This window comes from Phytohabitans flavus, assembly GCF_011764545.1.
Lineage (GTDB): Bacteria > Actinomycetota > Actinomycetes > Mycobacteriales > Micromonosporaceae > Phytohabitans > Phytohabitans flavus.
In genome coordinates, this window is record NZ_AP022870.1 from 7,241,629 (window position 1) to 7,260,745 (window position 19,117).

Consider the following 19,117-nt stretch of genomic DNA (forward strand, 5'->3'; position numbering starts at 1 on the left):
TCAGCGGTAGGGGTCGTCCTCGTCGCGGTATCGGCGGCGGCGCCCGGCCGGCTCGCGCTCCGGCGTGCCCCACTGCTGGCCCCACGACGTAGTCGGCTCGATCCCGCCGGCCGGCAGCGCGGCCGGCGCACTGGGCCGCTCCCAGCGGTCCTGCGTCCACGGGGCATCCTGCCCGCCACCGTCGCCGTAGCCTCCGCCACCCCACTCCGGGTCGGCACGGTACTCGTCGCGGCGAGGCTCCTCGCGGCGCACCGAGGCCCAGCGGTCCTCGATCCGCATCTCGCTGCCGCTCTCGTCCTGGTGCATCGCGGCCCGCCGCTCGCCCATGCGTAGCTCGCGGCCGCGGTCGTCACTGCGTACCGACGCCCACCTGTCGCCCGCGCGCATCCCGGTCCAGCGACCGTCGTCGCCGCCCGCGTCGGCGTCGCCCCGCTCGTACGGCCGTGGACGGCGACCATCGCCGCCGCGCAGCCGCTGCTCGGACCAGGACTCCTCCTCCGGCTCGGCGGCGCGCCGGCCGCGGGCCGGTGACCGTGGCGCGGGCGGGGCGGACGCGGGCCAGTCGCCGTACGACCCGTTGCCCCCGTAGGACTCGGCGGAGCCGTACCCGTTCGACCCGTACGACGTCGCGCCGTAGCTCTGTCCGCTCGGGTCCGGGTCGTCGCCTTGGTCGACGATCGTCTGCCGGGTCGTGACCTGCACGGTCTCGGTGTGCCGTACGACGCCCGGGACCCGCGCACGGCCGCCAGCGTGGCCGGCCGCAGGCGGCTGCGGGATCGCGGCGTGACCGGCGACGGCTGGTGCCTCCTGCTGCGGGTACCCGGCCCGGCCGTACCCCACCTGCGGCGGCTCCGCGGCACCTCGGGTCGCCGGCGGAGGCGGCGCGGCCTGTCCACGAGCGGCGTCCAGCTGCATCTGCATGCGCAGCGCCTGCACGGTCTCGTTGAGTGTCTGGAGCTTCTCGCCGAAGGCCTTGTGCGTGGCCCGCGCGGCGGTCTCGATGTCGTTGCGGACGTCGCCTCGCAAGGTGTCGATCTCTTCGAGCAGGGTTTCTTCCAGGTCGATACGCACAGTCTCGGCGTCGCGCCGCAGTGTTATCGATACCCCGATGAGCACGATGGCGAACACGGCGAGGACGGCGGCCACCCGGAGCACTCCAGCGCTCTGGCCCACCAGCAGCAACAACGCCGCCAGCGGTGCCAGGCCCACCCCGACCCAGAACGCAACCGTGAGCAGCTGCCGCCCCGGCCGCTCAGACTGCGGTGCGGAGGCCGGCATGGCTGAGGAGCCTACCGATACTTCCGGGTAATCGGAACGGCCAGCCCTGGAATCCGAGGGCGGGCTCTCCGCGGACGGAACGGTCACATGAGCACAACGAGGAAGCGGACCAAATCACCCTGAGCCAGGGCGAAACTCCACGATTGGTACCACGCCGGAGGGCCTATACGGCGGAACGGTGCGGGAGCCATTTCCCGCACCGTTCCGGTAAACGCACTGCTGAGCGGTGGATCAGCCGACAGCCAGGGCACCGTCCGAAGAGAACACCAGGCCGACGCTGATCGTGCCGGTGGTGAGCGCCGCCTTCGTCTGCGGCCCACCGGCGTCCAGCGAGCTGAACGAGCCGGCCTTGAAGGCGTAGACCTCCTCAAGACCCTTCTGGCACTTCGGCCGCTGCGGGCACTCCGGCGGCCCGCCCATGACCGTCGCCGTACCGGAGCACTTGGCGGCCAGGTCGGAGATCGTCTTCAGCCCGTTCTTGTTGGCGAACTCCACGGTGACCGCGAACGCGTTCTGGTCCTGTGCCGCCGACGGCGTACCGAAAACGAGACCGGCCTTTTCGCCGACCGCCTTCAGCCCGTCCATCGTCTTGTCCAGGTCGGGCGACGAGATCGCCGCCGCACTGGCGCCGTTGACCTTGCCGTTCAGGAAGTCGGCGAGCGTCGCCGCGTACTCCGGCACGACCTGGATCTCGCCCTTCTCCAGGGCCGGCTCGTAGAGCTCACGGTTACCGATCTGCTGCACCTTGGGCTGGTATCCCGCCGCGGTCAGCACGATCCGGTAGAGCTCGCCGAGCGTCTGGTTTTCGCTGAAGTTTGCCGCGCCGATGGTGATCGGGCCGCCCTGGCCCTTGGTGATCCCCGTCGTGAGCGAATTGGCCGCCGCGAACTCCTCGGCCGCCACCTTGGGCGTCTTGCGGTCGACGTCGACCGCCTTGTTGAGCTCGATGAGCTTGGTGGTGTCGAGGGCTGCCGAAACCTTGTCGAGTGCGGCGATCAGCTCCGGCTTGGACGCCTTGGCATTGATGGCCGGCACGATGTTGTCGGTGTTCTGTAGCTTCTTGTCGTCTTCGAGGACCACGAGCTGGCTGCCCGCCACTGGCGCACAACCGGCGCCGGCGCCAGCACCGGCGGTGGCCGGTGCCTCGGTGCCCGATGACCCCTCATCCCCGCAGCCCGCGAGGATCATGCCTCCGGCGAGGGCGCATACCGCACCCAGCACCAGACGTGTACGTGCGCGCAAAAATCTGCCCGCCTTCCGTGTCCCGGCGCGACCCTATGCGGGCCGGCCGCGTGTCTGGCGGACGACGGTCTGGTGCCGCCCGCGTATTCAGCCAACATGGTGGCAGGAGGGACCGACAACAAACCGCGACGGTTGTCACCGGATCGTCATGGTCCTATGTGTCGCCGCTCACGCCGATCCGGTCGCCGCCGCCGCCCGGCGCGCGGCCCGTCCCCGGGCCTTGCGCAGGGGCTTCGGGGTGACCGCCCGCTCCACGACCGCCAGGACCGCCTCGACAAGAATCGCGAGCAGCGCGACAAGGATGCCACCGGCGAGGATCTGGCCGCCGGCCACCGCCGTGCCGAGGCCGAACCCCGCGCTGATGATCTGGCCGAGCCCGCCGCCGTTGACGAAGGAAGCCAGCGCGGCGGTCGCCACCACCTGCACCGAGGCCGTACGGAAGCCGGCGGCCAGGTACGGCACCGCGAGCGGCAGCTCGACCCGACCGAGCACCTGCCACCCGGAGAGCCCCATACCCCGCGCCGCGTCTCGTGCCTCGGGATCGATGGACCGCACACCGGTGTACGCGTTGGCGAGCAGCGGCGGCACCGCGAAAACCGCCAGCGCCACGATCACCGGTGGCTTGCCGAAGCCCAGAAATGTGAGCGGCAGGATCGTGAGCAGCGCGACCGTGGGGATGGCGAGCGTCAGGTTGGAGATGAGGACGACAGCGCCGCCACCCCGGCCGGCGTGGCCTAGCCACATGCCGATCGGCCACGCCACCAGGCAGCCGAGCACGACGGCCGCCCCGGAAATCCACAGGTGCTCGCCGAGCCGGTCCAGGACCCCGCCCGGGTTTGTCCAGTTGAGCGGGTCGTTGAGCCAGATCACTGCCTGCCCGATGGGGTTGTCCGCCATCATCGCGCTATCCTCCGGCTCCACGGGGTGAGCAACCGGCCGGCGGTGGCCAGCAGCAGATCCAGCACGAGCGCGAGCCCGACGCACAGCACCGCGCCGGTCATGATCTCCGCCTTGTAGAAGTTGTTGCGGAAGCCACCGAGGATCAGGTCACCCAGCCCGCCCTGCCCGATCAGCGAGCCCACCGTCACAAGCGCGACCGTCGACACCGTCGCCAGCCGCAGGCCCGTGACGATGCCCGGGAGCGCCAGCGGCAGGTCGATCCGGAAAAGCCGACCCCACCGCCCGTACCCCATACCCTGCGCGGCGTCCCGCGCCTCCGGCGGCACCTGGTTGAGCCCCGCCAACGAGTTGCGCACGATCAGGAGCAGCGCGTAGAGCACGAGACCGATAAGTACCGTGCGCGGCTTGGTCGTGCCCGTGTACGGCGCGACGAAGGCGAGCAGTGCCAGCGACGGGATGGTGTACAGGACGCCGGACAGTGCAAGAATCGGCCCGGTGAGGGGGCGGTACCAGTACGCGATGACGGCGAGCGGCACTGCCACCAGCGTCGCGACCAGCATGGCCTCCGCCGTCAGCGTCGCGTGCTCGCGCAGCGCCGCGAGGATCGTGTCGGAGTTGTCCCGCACGTACTGCCAGGAGATCCAGGGGTTGCCTGGGCTTTCCTGAAGAGCCAGCCGGAAGGACATACGTGGACGTTACCGCGACGGCCGACACGTCGGCAGATAAGAAGGCCGCGCCGATAGAACTTGTCGGGATTCGGAAGCAGTATCCCGACGGTACGGTCGCCGTGGGTGACCTCAGCCTGGAGGTGCGCGCCGGCGAGCTTGTCGTCCTCATCGGACCGTCCGGCTGCGGGAAGTCCACCGTGCTCCGCATGATCAACAGGCTGATCGAGCCCACGGCCGGCCGGATCATGCTCGACGGCGAAGATGTCACGCGGGTCGACCCGGTCCAGCTGCGCCGCCGCATCGGGTACGTCATCCAGAACGTCGGGCTGTTCCCCCACCAGACGATCCGGACCAACGTCGGCACCGTGCCACGGCTGCTCGGCTGGCCACGGGCCCGGATCCGGCAGCGGTCGGACGAGCTGCTCGACCTCGTCGGGCTGGACCCGGCGAAGTATGGCAAGCGGTACCCGCAGGAGCTCTCCGGCGGCCAGCGGCAGCGCGTCGGCGTGGCCCGAGCGCTTGCGGCCGACCCGGTCGTGCTGCTGATGGACGAGCCGTTCTCGGCCGTCGACCCGATCGCGCGGGGGCGGCTCCAGGAGGAGTTCCTGCGCTTACAGGCCGACGTGCGCAAGACGATCGTGCTGGTCACGCATGACCTCGACGAGGCGGTACGGCTTGGCGACCGGATCGCGGTGCTGTCGCAGGGCGGCAAGCTGGAGCAGCACGACTCCCCTGGGGATCTGCTGGGGCGGCCGGCATCCCCGTTCGTCCGGGAGTTCGTGGGTGCCGACCGCGGCATCCGCCGGCTCGCGGTCACGCCGGTGACCCGCGACATACTCGACCCGCTGACCGGCGAGGACGGCGGCTTTCCCTCGGCCGAGCTGGGCACCTCGCTCTACGACTCGCTGGCCCAGATGCTGGTGACCAATTCGGACTATCTACGCGTCACTGACGGCGGCGAGCCAATCGGCCTGCTGACCCGCCACCGTGTGTTGAGCATCGACTACCCAGCGGAGCAGTGACGCCAAGGGACCCCCGCATCGCCACCTGCGAGGGTCCCTTGACCAGGGAGGGAAGAGCAAGCGTCAGGTCGCTCGGCCGCGCCAGCCGCCGAGGCAGGCGATGCCGATGATCCAGCCGACGAACAGCCCGTACGTCGCGCCGTTACCTGCCGCTTGGAAGGCCTTGAGCAGCGTCGGGTCGGACTGGATCAGCGCCGGGATCACCGAGGCGAAGGCGCCGGCGAAGATGTATGCGGACCACCCGGCGAAGAACTGGCTGAGTGTGCCCCGAGCCCGGGCCAGCTGTGAGCCGGGCAGTGCGTAGAGGAATAGCGCTGTGAGGACGACCACCAGGATCGCCCGGAGGTTGGTGGCGAGGAGGTCCTGCACCGGCTCATCGGAGTCGAACCGCCACGCCGGCCAGGCGAGCAGTCGCAGGAACCAGCCGCCCGCCGTGTTCGCATTTGTGTTGCTCTCGGCCCAGTCCCCGTACCAGGGGCTGCCGAAGACGAGGACCAGCACGAGCGCCGCGAGGGTACCCGCGCCCGTAGTGGTCTTGTTACGGGTGGTGGTGACAGCCATGACGCCATGAATGCCCAGCGCGCCATGGCACTCAAACCTGCCGTTATTTCATTACTTCGCTGCTTCGCCCGGGTGCTTCAGCAGGTAGTCGATGAACGCCGCGCGGAGCAGCGGCTCGGACTCCGGGTCGTACCCGTGCCCGGTGAACTCCCGCCACAGGGCCACGGCCTCGTCGATCGTCGGCCCCACGGAGTTGGGCGCGCCGTCGAGCGCACTCGCCTCGTCGGCGTCCGGCAGGTGCCTCAGCACGGACCAGAAGAAACCCACGTCCACGCGGTGCCGGGCCTGGGCGAAGGCCCGCTCCCGCAGCTCCTCAGTGGACAGGCTATCCAGCTCAGCGAACGTGGCTTCGGACATACCCCGAGCTTAACGGCCGCCGGTCCCCCACCGATCGGTGTCCCAGGGGTCCGGGCGGCCGGCGGACGGCTGGGTGGGTAGGGGCGTGGGCCAGGAGTCGGTGCGGCGCCCGCTGTCCCAGCTCGTCGACGGCGGGTCGGGCTCGGTCCACTCCTCCTCGTCCGAGTCGTTGTCCCGCGTCCGGGGTCGGCCGTAGGTCTCCACGATCCGGGTCACGACCACGCCCGCGAGCAGTACACCGCCGGCGATCGCGAGGTGGGAGATGTCCCAGCCCATCGCGTCCTCGTACCGGATGAAGAGGGTGATCAGCACGACGGCGAGGATCGTGCCGAAGACGCCGCCGCGCCGCCCGAAGGCGCTGGCGCCGCCGAGCAGGGCGGCGCCGACCGCCAACGCGGTCCAGTCCAGGCCGGGCGACGGCACCACCGGCACGTCCTGACCGGCCACGAGGAGGATGCCGCCGACCGCGGCGAGCGAGCTGGAGACCACCAGGGCTCCGCCGGTCAGCACCGCGGCCAGGCCGCCGCGGCGGTGCGCCGGGTCGGCGACGGGCCGGAAGCGGCCGACCGAGCGACGCACGGGCTTGATCATGCCGACCAGCCCGCCGAGTACCGAGACCGCCGCGACCCCGCCGAAGAGGTACAGCGCCTGGTCGGTCGGGCTGTAGTCGCCCTGGAGGTTGACCGGGCCGCTGCGCTGCTGGATGAAGACCATCGCGGCCAGCGCCCCGGCGAGGCTCACCGCCCAGCCGGGCACGTGGAACGCGGTGATGACGATCGCCATCAGCAGGCCGAGGAGGCCGGCGGCGACCACGGCCTCCGCCGAGGCGACGAGCACCCCCGATCGCCCTGCTCGGCGAAGTGCAGCGCGGCGCCGACCGCGATCGGACCGAGAGCGAGGTTGGGCGCGCCGGCGCGGAGGGTCAAACTCGCACCGATGGCGAGCAGGCCCAGGCCGGCGGCGAGCACGAGCAACTGGTCAAGGGACGCGCCGCGGACGGCAGCCGAGTCTTCGCGGTAGAGCAGGAAGCCGACCGCGCCGGCCGCGAGCAGGAGCAGGACCTCCCAGATCACGTGTACGGCCACCCGGTCGCGGCCGGGATCGCCGTGGGACGGGTCGTCGAAGACGTCGTCGAGCTCGGCCTGGGAGATGGCGCGGCGCTGGGTCAGCTCCGTCGCGTCCGGCTCGCGGAACTCGCTGGCCACTGGAAAGCTGCCGGTCTGGTACGTCGGGGTGGTGCCGAAGCCGTTGTCGGAGCCGAAGCGCGAGTCCTCGCGCAGGCCGCCGTTACCCGTACCGCCGGTGTCACGCCGCCGGTAGGCCGGCTCGTCGTACGCCATCTCGCGCGCCTCCTGTGGTCGTTCAGCCTGGCTCCACGCCGCCTAGCTGTACGGATCGGGACGCACGGCGGATTGAAGCCAGTCAGCCGCACCGTACTCGCGTATAGCCGGGGGCGTCACCCCCAGTGTCCAACCACTCGGATCGAGGGAGCCCTAGTTGTCTGACGTATCGGAATCGCGGTCGTCTTCCGGGCGCTTCGGCACGCGGCACGAACGCTCCAGCCACAGTGCCGCGCCGACCAGCGCCAGCGAGGCCGCCAGCCCAGCGGACGCAGCCGGTATGTCGTTGCCGGCCGCACGCGTGCGCTCGATAAGCAGCCAGCCCACCAGCCCCGCGTAGAAGCCGGCAAAGATCGCACCGGCCAGCGAGGAGGCCTTGGCGAGCACGACATATCGGGCCACGGCGAGCGGGTCGACCGGCTCCCGGCCGGGACGCCGCTCGATCCGCTGCCGCGTGTTGATCGCGACGTAGCCCTCCAGCACAGCGAGCGCCGCCAGCGTCACTGTGGGCAACCACGGGAGGCTGGGGATGTCACCGTAGAAGCTGCTGATCATCCACCACGCCACGGCCGCCGCGGCCAGACCGGCCACCACGAGCGTGGCGGGCCGGGTCGGACCCATACGCGGCCCCTGCGGGGTGGAGCCGCCGCGCGGTGGAGACTGCGGTTCCATTAGTCCGACTCTAACCGGAGGTCGGGCCGAGGGCCGATTGCCAGGGCGTCCGACGCGAGCGGCTCGGCGTTGAGCAGGTCGGTGAGCCAGCCATGGCCGGGCAGCTGGGCGTACGGCTGGATGTCGATCCAGGGCCGCAGGACGAACGCCCGCAGGTGCGCACGGGGTGCGGCAGTGTCAGTTCGGGATCGTCGCTTGTCACCGGCTCGCCCTCGTCTGACCAGACCGCGATCACATCGACGTCCAGCGTGCGGGGCCCGAACTGGCGGTCCGGATCGCGGACCCGGCCGGCCTTCTCCTCCAGCGCCCGCGCCCGGTCCAGCCAGTCGCGCGGCGTGGCGGCCGCGTCCTGCACCAGCAGGGCGGCATTCAGGTACGGCGGCTGGTCGTCGTCGCCCCACGGTGGCGTTTCGTACACCCCGGAGGCGACCAGCAGCACGCCGTCGAGGTCCCGGACGGCCGCCTTTAGGTGCCCGATCCGGTCGCCGAGGTTGCTGCCCAGCGAGAGCAGCGCCCGGGTCACGGCCGCCGCCGCGTGATCGTGACGGCCACGTCGGCGAACTCGTGCGGGATCGGGGCCTGCGGTTTGTGCACGGTGACGGTGGCCGCCCGTACCCGGGAGTCGGCGAGGCAGACCTCGGCCAGCCGCGTGGCGAGCGTCTCGATGAGGTTGACCGGCTCTCCGCCCACTACTGCCACCAGGCGCTCGGCGAGCTCGCCGTAGTGGATGGTGTCGGCCACGTCGTCCGAGGTGGCGGCCGGGGCGAGGTCGACCTCCAGCACAGCGTCGACGACGAAGTCCTGGCCACGTTCGCGCTCGAAGTCGTACACGCCGTGGTGCCCCTCAGCCCGCAGTCCCGAGAGCGTGATCCGGTCGCTCATGACCCGGCCAGCCGCGGTGCGCCGGACGCGGCCCAGACCTTGAGCGCGTCGACGGTGCCGCGCACGTCGTGCACCCGTACGCCCCAGGCGCCGGCGGCCACAGCCAGCACGCTGGTGGCGATAGTGGCGGCCTCGCGCTGGTCGGCGGGGCGTGGGCTCCCGTCCGGGCCGGCCAGCAGGGCACCCAGGTACGACTTGCGGCTCGCCGCGAAGAGCACCGGGTAGCCGAGCGTGAGGAGTTCACCGAGGCGCTGGGTGAGCTGCCAGTTGTGCTCGGCCTTCTTGGCGAAGCCCAGCCCCGGGTCGATTACCAGCCGGTCGGGGCGGACCCCCGCGGCGAGGGCCTGGTCGACCCGTTGGGCCAACTCGGCACGGACCTCTGCCACCACATCGTGGTAGGTGGCCAGATCCTGCATCTGCCGCGAATGGCCACGCCAGTGCATCAGGATCCAGGGGCAGCCGGCGTCGGCGACCACCTTCGCCATGGCGGGATCGGCGAGTCCGCCCGACACGTCGTTTACAACCGCGGCCCCGGCCTCGATGGCCGCTGCGGCGACGCTCGCCCGGGTCGTGTCGATGCTCAGGGGTACGCCGGCCGCGGCCAGCTCCCGAATGACCGGCAAAACGCGGCTGACCTCGGTATCCGCGTCGACCCGCTCGGCGCCGGGACGGGTCGATTCGCCACCGATGTCCACGAGATCGGCGCCCTGCTCGCGCATCTCGATCCCGTGCTGGACGGCGTCGGAACGGCGCACATAGCGTCCGCCATCGGAGAACGAGTCGGGCGTTACGTTCAGAACCCCGATCACGACGGGACGCGCCGACCGCAGGAGATCAACTGCTCCCGCGGCTGGGCGTGATTCTGTCACGAACAGACGGTACCGACCGGCGCTCCAGCGCCCGCTCGGTGCCCCGAGTTAGCACACATGTTCTAGAGACGTTAACATCAGCCACGGCGGCACCAAGGGCCACGAGCTTCGTAGCTTGGCAGAAAGGGGGGTGCCCCGTACGCTTTGCAATTGCGCATCATTCAGACGTCATAGCTTGAGGAGATGGGCTAAACCAGGACAAAACGCCCGGGAAAGTTCACCCGATCGTGGTGAACACGCAGACACAGAGTGATGGGGCGATCCGCCTACTCCCACCGTCGACGGACGCGCATCGGGGAGGTCTCTTCCAATGAACACCACAGAGCTCGTCGCAGCGGCGTGGACCACCGCCACGCACGCCGCTGACGTGCTCGCTCTCATAACCGCGGCGGAGCCGGAGCCTACGGGCATCGACACCGACGGCGTCGTCACCTTCTTCGCCACGAACATCGCGCCGATCCTGCTCGCCGTACTGGGCGTGATCTTCATCGGCCGGGCAAGCAAGGGCGAAATATCGAAGGTGCTGACGAGCTCGGCGATCGCGATCGTCGGTCTCGCATTCATCGCCGGTGCGGCAACCCTGTTCTTCGTCGGTGACTACATCATCAACCTGATCTTCGAGTAGGTCGCGGGTTCACTTATGCGGCTGCGTACCGACGACGACATCTACCGGGCTCGCCTGGTCTATCTGGGCCCGCCCGGATACACCTTGCCCGTCCACCTTCCGTACGCCCAGTACGGCGTCTTCATGCTGCTCGTACCACTCTTCATGTTCATTCATTACCTGTTCACGTTCGACGTGGAACTGTTCCCGGCATGGGAGATCGCGCTCGCCGTTGTGACGACGTCCTTCATCTTCAGGTACGTCGATCCCGACCGGCCCGCGCGAATGGTCGTCCGCACCGCACTCACCGACTGGCGACGCACCCGCGAGCCCGCCAGCGAGCAGCGCGACCCTCGGCTCGTCGCAACCCGAATCCGGGTCCGGGAGGAGCTGGTATGAGTGGTTTCCACGGCCTTATGTGCGGAGCGATGGCATGACCCCACCCTCCACGCCGGGCCCCCCTCGTCCGGTCGGCATGCCGGCCGACACGCGCAGTAACGGTGCGCGACCATCCGACTACCCCGTGTCGGACCCAGACGAGGACGAGGACGACCTCATTCCCAGCCCCGACCACGGTGCGGTCGCGGTGTTCCAGGCTCCCCAGGCGCCGCGCCGACCGGCTGGCGGGCCCAGCCCGCATGGCCGCGGTGAAGGCGAGCACGCCGACATCGACTCGCCCTTCCTCGACCTCTTCTCCAGCTCCGCCGGCCGCCCCGCGCCGCCCCGCTCGGCCGCCCGCGCGCCAGCCGCCCGCGTCGCCGAGCCGCTGCGCCGCCCGGTGGAGGCCACGCCCGCCGAGCCTGTGCGCCGCCCGGTCGAACCACCGCCATCCGAGCCCGTGCGCCGCCCGGTCGAGCCACCGTCCGCTGAGCCTGTGCGCCGCCCCGTCGAGCCCTCGCCCACCGAGCCTGTGCGCCGCCCGGTCGAGGCCGCGCCCGCCGAGCCGTTCACCAACGGCGTGGGTGGCCACGGGATCGGCACGGAGTCGATCGGGTCGCCGGACCGTGGCGGGGAGTCGCCGGCCGTACCGGAAAAGGAAGCTGGACCACCGATCGCGACGAGGTCGCCGGCGCGCGCCGATCGGACCCCACGTCATGCGGCTTTTGAGCCGGAGCTCGAGCCGGTCAACCTGCCCGCGGTGCGCGAGCCGGGCGCGGACCCCTTGGTCCGTCGCCCGCCGGCCGAGCCCGCCACCAGGCGGCGGCCCGAGGAGCGGCGGCCGCGCGAGGAGCCGGCGCCGCGGCCCCGCAAGGAGGTCAGCCGTCGGCAGGAGGTGGCGCCGCGCAGCAAGCCGGTCCGCCCACCGAAGATCAAGTTCGCCGACCGTGACCCGGCTGTCAACCTGGCGATCACCGAGATCGCCGGCCACCTGACCTTCACGCCGAACACGGTCACCGCCTGGTACTGGCTACCCGAGGTGCGCTGGGCGTTCCGGCCGGACGCCGAGCGCGAGGCGCTGCTGTCGGCGATCTCGGAGCAGTACGCGGGCCTCGCCGGCTTCCGCCTCCACCTGCGCCGCACCACCCGCCCCTTCCCGGCGGACGAGTGGGCCCGCACGCTCGACATGAACACGCCACAGCCGCTCAGCGGCGTGCCCGGCGCGACATCCTGGTCCGACCACCTTGTGAATGCCCAGCGCCACCTGCTCTCGGTCAACCACGCGGAGGGGCAGACGTACCTTGGCGTGACGTTCGCCCGTCGCTCGCTCGGCGACTCGTTTGTGGAGCGGCTGCTGCGTGCGTTCGGCCGGGGCGTCGCCGAGGGCGAGCGGCGCAAGCTGGGCCGTACGGTCGAGCAGTTCGACGAGGTGCTCGGCGCCTTCGGCATGCGCGGCCGCCAGGTCACGACGCACGAGCTGGAGTGGCTGCTGTACCGCTCGGTCGCGCTCTGCATGGCGCCGCCGACCACGCTGTCGCCGGTGACCGGCGGCCAGTGGGAGCGCGGCGACCTGCTCGCGCTGACCGAGCAGATCGAGCGGTATCGCACGCCGTACGGGTCGACGGTCAAGCTTGTCAACCGCATGACGGCCGAGGAGCGGCATGTCGCCGTCCTCGCGGTCGGGCGCATGGAGCCGCTGGAGATTCCCGAGCGGCACGAGCCGTGGCTGCACTTCCACGAGCGGCTGCCGTGGCCGATGGAGCTTTCGTCCAGAGTGGACGTGCTGGGCTCGGGCGACTCGTTCCGAAACCTCGAGCATCGACTGCGGATGATCCGTTCGCAGCAGCTCGACTACGCCGAGCACGGCATCGACGCGCCGCCTGAGCTGGAGCGGCTGGCCAAGCGCGCGCTTGTCATCGGCGACGAGATGACCACCGGCCTGCCGGTCGAGTCGGCACGCGCGCACGGCTGGCACCGCATCGCCGTGGGTGGCCGCACCCGCGAGGAGTGCCTGGAGCGGGCCCGGCGGATCATCCAGCTGTACTCCCGTGAGCTGCGCATCTCGCTCCAGCACCCGAAAAACCAGGACTGGCTGGCCCGCGAGTTCATCCCCGGCGAGCCGGTCGCCAACACCGGCTACATCCGCCGGATGCCGGTAAAGCTGCTCGCCGCCGCCCTGCCCCAGGCGGCGTCCACAGTGGGCGACCGCCGCGGCGACCTCATCGGCCGCACCGCAGGCACCTGCCGCCGGCCGGTCTTCCTCGACCTGCACTTCCCGATGGAGGTACGCGAGCGCTCCGGCCTCGCGGTCTTCGTCGCCGAGCCGGGCGGTGGCAAGTCCACATTGCTCGGTGCGCTGGGCTACCTCGCCGCCCGCCGCGGCGTACAGGTCACGCTCCTCGACCCGTCGGGCCCGCTCGCCCGGCTGTGCTCGATGCCGGAGCTGCGCCCGTACTCCCGTGTGCTCAACCTGACCGGTTCGGAGCACGGGACGCTCGCGCCGTACTCCCTGATTCCTACGCCGCTGCGGTCGGAGTTTGCGAGCGGCGCCACCGGCGACCGTGAGTACGAGATCGCGGTGTCGAACGCCCGGGCCGAGCGGCGGATGCTCGTGCAGGACATCTGCTCGATGCTCGTACCGCCACAGGTCGCCCGCGAGGCCTCCACCGCGACCCTGCTGCGCCACGCCGTGCGCCAGGTACCGGCCGAGGAAACGTCCACACTGGACGATGTCGTCGCCTGCCTCGCCGGGCTCGACGACGACAACGGCAAGGAGCTCGCCAACCTCCTGCTCGACACCGCCGAGATGCCGCTCGCGCTGCTCTTCTTCGGCCGCCCGCCGGAGGGCCTGCTCGGTGCCGACGCCGCGCTCACCGTCATCACGATGGCCGGCCTCCGCCTGCCCGACCTGAAGATCGAACGCGAGTACTGGTCAGCCGAGGAGGCGCTCGCCCTGCCAATGCTGCACACCGCACACCGGCTGGCCGTACGCCGCTGCTACGGCGGCTCGATGTCGTCCCGAAAGATGGTCGGCCTGGACGAGGCGCACTTCATGGAGGGCTGGCGGTCGGGCCGGTCGTTCCTGGTCCGCCTCGCCCGCGACTCCCGAAAGTGGAACCTTTCCGCGCTCGTGGCCTCGCAGAACCCTCGCGACATCCTCGGGCTCGATGTACAGAACCTCGTCTCCACAGTGTTCGTCGGCCGGATCGCCGAGGACGTGGAGATCGCCTCCGAGGCCCTGCGGCTGCTGCGGGTGCCAGTCAATGACGGGTACGAGGCGACACTGGCATCGCTGTCCAACGTGGACACGGCGTCGGCGTCGCGACTGGGCTTCCGGGAGTTCGTCATGCGAGACGTGGATGGGCGCGTGCAGAAGGTGCGAGTCGACGTGTCGTACGTGGAAGGGCTGCTCGACCATTTGGACACAACACCGACAGGCGCGGCGGCGCCCCAGTCCAACCTCCCCTCCGCCACGCCCGACGCGGAGGTGTGAAGTGGTACGGCGGGCGGCCGCACTGCTTCTCACCTTATTGGTAACAGCGGCCACATCTCTGGTCTGGCCGACGCCCGCGGGGGCTGCTCCGGCACCGGTAACCCAGGCCCCGGCGACCTGTGCACCACACAGGAATGGCAGGCCGACTTCCGCGCCTGCGTCGACAAGCTTGCCGATGTCGGTGGAGATCGCCTCGACTGCTTGAAAGCGCCCACGGCAGGTGCTCCCGACTCTGGACTGGCCGGTTGGTTCGCCAGCCGGCCAGAGGCGTCCAAAATGGATGGACCGAAGGGCCTCTACACCGACTACGGCTATGCCGGCTATAGCTATACGACGTACGACATCGAATGCCTCTCCACGCTCAGCCATCCCGAGTATCGCTTCACTACGACAATCGCCAATGGCGAGTTGATGATCGCAACAGCGATCATCGGTGCCTCGAACGCTCTGCGCGAACGGGCCTGGAACCCGGAGTCGATGTGGGGCTGGGCTGACCCGCTTGTCGAGCAGGCCACCAGGGCTGTCTACGAGAAGGTCTTCAGCGTCTTCGGCATCATCACGCTCAGCGTGGTCGGGCTCTACCTGCTGTGGCGCTCCCGCCAAGCGGACATGAGCAACGCGATGACCACCGCCGGGTGGGCGGTACTTGTCATGGTGGCGGTGACCGCACTAGCGGCGTGGCCGGTGAAGTCGGCGAACGTGGCGGACGCGACGCTCGTGGGCACGCTGGGCGTTGTACATGACGCGGTGGGGCCGCGGGCGAAGGACCGGCCACCGGGCCAGTGCAGGCTGGGCAACCCGGAGGCGTGCACTGACCACCGCCCGCCGGCGGTGCGGGCCAGCGACACGGCGACCGAGACGATGCTCTATCGAAACTGGTTGCGCGGCGTGCTCGGCTCGGCGGACAGCGAAACCGCGAAGAAGTACGGTGCCGCCCTATACGACGCAAAATCGCTGAGCTGGGATGAGGCTGAAAAGATCCGCGCAAACCCTGCAACGCGGCAGGCGACCCTTGATGCGAAAAGCAGACAGTGGATGAAAGTCGCCGAGCAGATTAGGACCGAGGACCCTGAGGCGTACGAATATCTGCAGGGCACCAAGGACATGGAGCGGATCGGCGCGGGTTTTATCGCGGTCCTCGCCGCAGTCCTGTTCGCCATGTTCGATCTGACCGCTTCGCTGCTGGTCCTCCTCGGGTTCCTGATCTTCAGGTGGGCAGTCATCGCCGCGCCGATCCTGGGCACAGTCGGTCTGATGCGCCCCGCCAGCGGCGGTCTGCGCCGCCTCGCGAACGCTGTCGTGGCCGCCGTCTTCAACATCGCCATTTTCGGCACTGGTGCGGCGATATACCTGTTCGCCGTGGACCTGATCATGAGTACTCCGACCCTGCCCGGCTGGCTCCAGGTGGTGCTGGTCTGGCTCTGTGGCGTCGTAGGGTGGCTTCTGCTCCGGCCCTACCGACGGATCACTCAGCTCGGCGGCAAGGACAGCAGCGCGGCGATCACGTCGGCCGGCTCGTGGCACCGCCGGTTCTTCCAGGACATCCGGGAGGCGGCCAAGCTCAATGTCGCCGAGCCTGGCGGGACCGCGGAGCCCCAGATCGGCAAGCGGAGGCAGGTCGTGGTCGAGCAGACCACACTGCGGCCGGAGGCACGCGACGAGGACCCCTCGCACGCCAACCCGCCACGTCCGGATGGCCACGAACGTGCGGACGAGGCGATCGGAGCGGAGCCCTCCCGAACGCCACGGCCGGCTCCGTCGCGGAGCCGCCGTACGACGGAGTGGGTGGAGCCGGACCTGCCCGAGCGGCCGCCGTCCTACACGATCTACCGTCCGGGCGGGGAGCCGAGCACCGAGCCGGCGCCGCCATCCCGGATCCGCGCCGAGGCGAGGTGACGGACGGTGCGCCGGGTCGGCCAACTCATCGCGCACGGGCTCCTGCGCTCCCGCGTCGGCGTGGCGCTGCTGCTGGCGGCCGTCGTGCTCGGCGTGGTGGGCGTCGCAAAGATCTTCTCGGACTCGGCGGGGGCCCAGCCAGGGCTGGACGGAGCGCCGGACCAGCCGATCCTCACCGTTTCCGCCACAGTCGCCAACGACGGGCTCGCCTCGCCGGAGCCGACGCCCTCCCCGAAGGTCAGCCCTGGGACCGCCGTCCCGGCGAGCGTTGCCGAGGCGTTCGGACAGGCCTGGGTGAACCACCAGGACGTGACGGCGGAGGACTGGTACGCCGGTCTCCTCCCGCACTGCACGGAGACGCTGGCCAAAAAGCTTGCCGGTGTCGACCCAGCGGGCGTGCCGGCGGACAGCCTCACCGGCGACCCGGTGCTGATCCCCTACGCCGACCAGATCGTGGACGCGACGATCCGGGTGGACTCCGGCATGCTGCGCCTGCGCCTCATGGCGATTGACGGTCGGTGGTTGGTCGACGGCATCGACTGGGAACGCGGATGAGCGACCCGTTGCTCGGGGGCAGCGGTGGAGTACGACAACCCGCGCGCCGGGTCGGGCTCGCCGTGGCCATCCTCGCCGCGCTCGCGTTGCTCTGTTGCGGCGGCGGTGTGGGGTCGTACCTGCTCACGGACGACGGCGGAGCGAACGACAACCTCTTCAACAGTGCCTTCGGCTGCGGCGAGGGCGGGGTCGTCGACGCGTCGAAACGGATGCCGAGCGTCGGTGCCTACGGCGAGGCCCAGATCCGCAACGCGGCGATCATTGTGAACGTCGGCTCCGACCTGCGGGTACCGTTTCGCGGCTGGGTCATCGCAGTGGCGACGGCGATGCAGGAGTCGGCACTGTCGAACCTGGCCCACCTCGGTGCGAACAATGACCACGACTCGGTCGGCCTGTTCCAGCAGCGTCCCAGCCAGGGCTGGGGCTCGGCCAAGCAGTTGCAGGATCCCGAGTACGCCTCCCGGAAGTTCTACGAGAAGCTGGTTGCGATCGAGGGCTGGCAGCAGCTGGCCCTGACGGATGCCGCGCAGCGCGTGCAGATCAGCGCGTACCCGGACGCCTACGCGAAGCACGAGCCGATCGCAACCCAGATCGTCAACCTGCTGACCGGCGGCGCCGCACGCGCGGCGGGCAACAGCACCACGGCGCGCTGCGCCACCGACGGTGAGATAGCCGCCTCCGGCTGGACGGTGCCGGTACGGGCCCTCGTCGTCTCGGGCTTCCGCACGGCAGAGCGCCCCGGCCACGACGGCGTCGACCTGGGCGCCGGCCGGCACACCCCGATCCGCGCTGCCGCCGCGGGCCAGGTGATCACCTCTCGTTGCGACGTCGACCCATCGGGTCAGCTGTGCAACCACGATGGTTCACCCTCCACGCCAGGATGTGGTTGGTACGTCAAGATCCGTCACGCGGGCAACTTCGTGACGATGTATTGCCACATGATCAGGCGCCCAAAGGTCCGAGTCGGGCAGATGGTCAACGCTGGCCAGGAGCTCGGATCCGTTGGGACGAGCGGCCACTCGTCCGGCCCACACCTACACTTCGAGGTCTATGATCCAGGCAAAGGCGATAAGATCGACCCCGTTGCGTTCATGCGAGACAAGGGTGTCCCCTTGGGGGGCAATCCGTGACTAGAGAACCGCGTCCAGACCCCATCAGACGAGAGCCAGACCGGGCGATGCATTCACCACGCCCAATTGTTCCCGTGCCAGCCCTAAGCCATGACGACTTGCGCGGACGGCGGGTTATTGCCGGGCTCCCAGGCCTTGGTTGGCGCCACAATCTGCGAGCAGACGAAAAAGTTGTCCGCGGAAGCCGGACATACGTGCCCGTCTTATCCGAACACGAGTGGTACAAAGCGGAACTTGAGCAGATCGAGGTCTTCGCACCTCTTGTTCCGGCCGACCGCGTGTGGGTTGAGACTCTGGGTCGCCATGAGGATTTGGGTAACCTTCACGGCGATGGATCCGGACTGGTTTCTCTTGACGGGCCGCCAACTCGGTATCCCATTGCGGTCGGGTTGGCGGTCCGCATCACCGGTCAACGACTGGTCCACTTAATCGACGGCGTAGAGCGCCGCGACATGCGGGGAGTAACCGAGAGGTACATCAGCGACGCTGGTGCAGCCTGCGTTCACGTCGCGACGGAGGTCGAGTGGTACCGCTGGACTTGGACCGGCAAGCCACCAAAAACACTTGAACTACAGGTTGATGCGATCTGGCTGGAGTAGATTTCTCAAACCCTGTACGCACCGCATACGCGCCAACCGTTTTCATCAACAACATCAAAGCGATATGTTTGGCGGTCACTTTCGCTGCCATCCGCAATAGCCCGACGAACCTCGACTGTCACGTCGCTCCGACCAGCCCGTTCGTCCACTGTTAGGCTTCCCCACGAAACCATGATCTTAATGGAGTGCTCTGCTTCTCTCGCCTCGATGTCCCGGCGGAGAGCGTCCATCACCGTAAGCTGAGCCGAGGTCCGACAGGCGTAGAGTTGAGCTCGCGTGTCGTTTCTGTCTACTAGGAAGGCGCGCAGATAGTTGTCGACGGCGACGTCGGGGGAGCTTCGGTCTGGTTCGGTGGCGTCGCGGTATGCGACGAGGGCTACGCCGGCGCCGCCTGCACACAGCAACACCAGCGCGCCCGCGATCAACATCAGGACCAAGCGGCCCGTGCGGACCTGGGTGTTGCTCCCGCCCAGCGCGGTCATCGACGGAGACGGGCGAGAAGCGTCCACGCACCGAGATTAGCCGGCCGCTCACACCGCCGCCCGAAGGCTAGGGTCTGTCCTGTCGATCTTGTCGAACCGAGACGAGATCGACAGGACGGACCGCAGGCCGGGCCGGGCCGGGCGTTCTGGGTCACCAGTGGTAAGAGCGGACCATTCGGGCATTGAAAT

The 19,117-nt window shown here is 69.6% G+C and carries 19 protein-coding genes and 2 pseudogenes; 8 read left to right on the plus strand and 13 right to left on the minus strand.

Annotated elements, in window-relative coordinates; all coding sequences use genetic code 11:
- From Pflav_RS31845 to Pflav_RS31860, 4 genes are all read right to left on the minus strand, one after another.
- Entirely contained in the window at positions 1 to 1,278 is a 1,278-nt protein-coding gene (locus Pflav_RS31845) for a hypothetical protein (protein ID WP_173040510.1), read from the minus strand.
- A 231-nt stretch (positions 1,279 to 1,509) separates the two neighbouring features.
- A complete protein-coding gene (locus Pflav_RS31850; protein WP_232072143.1) occupies positions 1,510 to 2,499 on the minus strand; it encodes a glycine betaine ABC transporter substrate-binding protein in 990 nt (329 codons plus the stop codon).
- 189 nt (positions 2,500 to 2,688) lie between these two features.
- Positions 2,689 to 3,420 (minus strand): ABC transporter permease, encoded by a 732-nt coding sequence (locus tag Pflav_RS31855; RefSeq protein WP_173040512.1) that lies wholly within the window; start codon positions 3,418 to 3,420, stop codon positions 2,689 to 2,691.
- Positions 3,417 to 4,106: an ABC transporter permease gene (locus Pflav_RS31860; protein WP_173040513.1), complete on the minus strand. Its 690-nt coding sequence runs from the start codon at positions 4,104 to 4,106 to the stop codon at positions 3,417 to 3,419. The genes Pflav_RS31855 and Pflav_RS31860 overlap by 4 nt, the downstream gene beginning before the upstream one ends.
- A gap of 2 nt (positions 4,107 to 4,108) precedes the next feature.
- Between Pflav_RS31860 and Pflav_RS31865 the strand changes: the two genes are divergently transcribed.
- The gene (locus Pflav_RS31865) at positions 4,109 to 5,110 is read left to right on the plus strand and encodes an ABC transporter ATP-binding protein (protein ID WP_173040514.1); all 1,002 of its coding nucleotides are present in this window, start codon (positions 4,109 to 4,111) and stop codon (positions 5,108 to 5,110) included.
- A 63-nt stretch (positions 5,111 to 5,173) separates the two neighbouring features.
- On the opposite strand, the gene Pflav_RS31870 is transcribed toward Pflav_RS31865, so the two are convergent.
- The 8 genes and pseudogenes from Pflav_RS31870 to folP all read right to left on the minus strand — a co-directional run bounded on the left by Pflav_RS31870 (position 5,174) and on the right by folP (position 9,791).
- Positions 5,174 to 5,671, minus strand: a complete 498-nt coding sequence (locus Pflav_RS31870; protein WP_173040515.1) for a hypothetical protein — start codon at positions 5,669 to 5,671, stop codon at positions 5,174 to 5,176.
- A gap of 51 nt (positions 5,672 to 5,722) precedes the next feature.
- Positions 5,723 to 6,028, minus strand: coding sequence for a hypothetical protein (locus Pflav_RS31875; protein ID WP_173040516.1), 306 nt, complete (start codon positions 6,026 to 6,028; stop codon positions 5,723 to 5,725).
- A 9-nt stretch (positions 6,029 to 6,037) separates the two neighbouring features.
- Positions 6,038 to 6,865 carry an ABC transporter permease gene (locus tag Pflav_RS31880; RefSeq protein ID WP_173040517.1) on the minus strand — a complete coding sequence of 276 codons (828 nt, stop codon included), beginning with the start codon at positions 6,863 to 6,865 and terminating at the stop codon, positions 6,038 to 6,040.
- On the minus strand, positions 6,811 to 7,368 hold the full coding sequence (locus Pflav_RS31885) for a hypothetical protein (RefSeq protein ID WP_173040518.1): 558 nt from the start codon (positions 7,366 to 7,368) through the stop codon (positions 6,811 to 6,813). Before Pflav_RS31885 ends, Pflav_RS31880 begins: the two co-directional genes overlap by 55 nt.
- Positions 7,369 to 7,521: 153 nt before the next feature.
- Positions 7,522 to 7,989, minus strand: coding sequence for a DUF3180 domain-containing protein (locus tag Pflav_RS31890; RefSeq protein ID WP_173042749.1), 468 nt, complete (start codon positions 7,987 to 7,989; stop codon positions 7,522 to 7,524).
- Between the two features lie 50 nt (positions 7,990 to 8,039).
- Positions 8,040 to 8,563: pseudogene (gene folK, locus Pflav_RS31895) on the minus strand (2-amino-4-hydroxy-6-hydroxymethyldihydropteridine diphosphokinase).
- Positions 8,560 to 8,922 (minus strand): dihydroneopterin aldolase, encoded by a 363-nt coding sequence (folB, locus tag Pflav_RS31900; protein WP_173040519.1) that lies wholly within the window; start codon positions 8,920 to 8,922, stop codon positions 8,560 to 8,562. Before folB ends, folK begins: the two are co-directional and overlap by 4 nt.
- Entirely contained in the window at positions 8,919 to 9,791 is an 873-nt protein-coding gene (gene folP / locus Pflav_RS31905) for a dihydropteroate synthase (protein ID WP_173040520.1), read from the minus strand. The genes folB and folP overlap by 4 nt, the downstream gene beginning before the upstream one ends.
- A 310-nt stretch (positions 9,792 to 10,101) precedes the next feature.
- Here folP and Pflav_RS31910 point away from each other — a divergent pair, with 310 nt between their 5' ends.
- From Pflav_RS31910 to Pflav_RS46485, 7 genes and pseudogenes are all read left to right on the plus strand, one after another.
- Positions 10,102 to 10,416: a hypothetical protein gene (locus tag Pflav_RS31910; protein ID WP_173040521.1), complete on the plus strand. Its 315-nt coding sequence runs from the start codon at positions 10,102 to 10,104 to the stop codon at positions 10,414 to 10,416.
- Between the two features lie 15 nt (positions 10,417 to 10,431).
- Positions 10,432 to 10,794 carry a hypothetical protein gene (locus Pflav_RS31915; protein ID WP_173040522.1) on the plus strand — a complete coding sequence of 121 codons (363 nt, stop codon included), beginning with the start codon at positions 10,432 to 10,434 and terminating at the stop codon, positions 10,792 to 10,794.
- Between the two features lie 76 nt (positions 10,795 to 10,870).
- On the plus strand, positions 10,871 to 14,266 hold the full coding sequence (locus Pflav_RS31920; protein WP_415624351.1) for an ATP-binding protein: 3,396 nt from the start codon (positions 10,871 to 10,873) through the stop codon (positions 14,264 to 14,266).
- Between the two features lies 1 nt (position 14,267).
- A pseudogene (locus Pflav_RS31925) lies at positions 14,268 to 16,162 on the plus strand (MFS transporter).
- 6 nt (positions 16,163 to 16,168) lie between these two features.
- Positions 16,169 to 16,717: a hypothetical protein gene (locus Pflav_RS31930; protein ID WP_173040524.1), complete on the plus strand. Its 549-nt coding sequence runs from the start codon at positions 16,169 to 16,171 to the stop codon at positions 16,715 to 16,717.
- Positions 16,714 to 17,847, plus strand: a complete 1,134-nt coding sequence (locus Pflav_RS31935) for a M23 family metallopeptidase (protein WP_173040525.1) — start codon at positions 16,714 to 16,716, stop codon at positions 17,845 to 17,847. Before Pflav_RS31930 ends, Pflav_RS31935 begins: the two co-directional genes overlap by 4 nt.
- A gap of 47 nt (positions 17,848 to 17,894) precedes the next feature.
- Positions 17,895 to 18,446 (plus strand): hypothetical protein, encoded by a 552-nt coding sequence (locus Pflav_RS46485; RefSeq protein WP_232072145.1) that lies wholly within the window; start codon positions 17,895 to 17,897, stop codon positions 18,444 to 18,446.
- A gap of 5 nt (positions 18,447 to 18,451) precedes the next feature.
- On the opposite strand, the gene Pflav_RS31940 is transcribed toward Pflav_RS46485, so the two are convergent.
- The gene (locus Pflav_RS31940; RefSeq protein ID WP_232072147.1) at positions 18,452 to 18,928 is read right to left on the minus strand and encodes an Rv0361 family membrane protein; all 477 of its coding nucleotides are present in this window, start codon (positions 18,926 to 18,928) and stop codon (positions 18,452 to 18,454) included.
- Positions 18,929 to 19,117 lie beyond the last annotated feature (189 nt).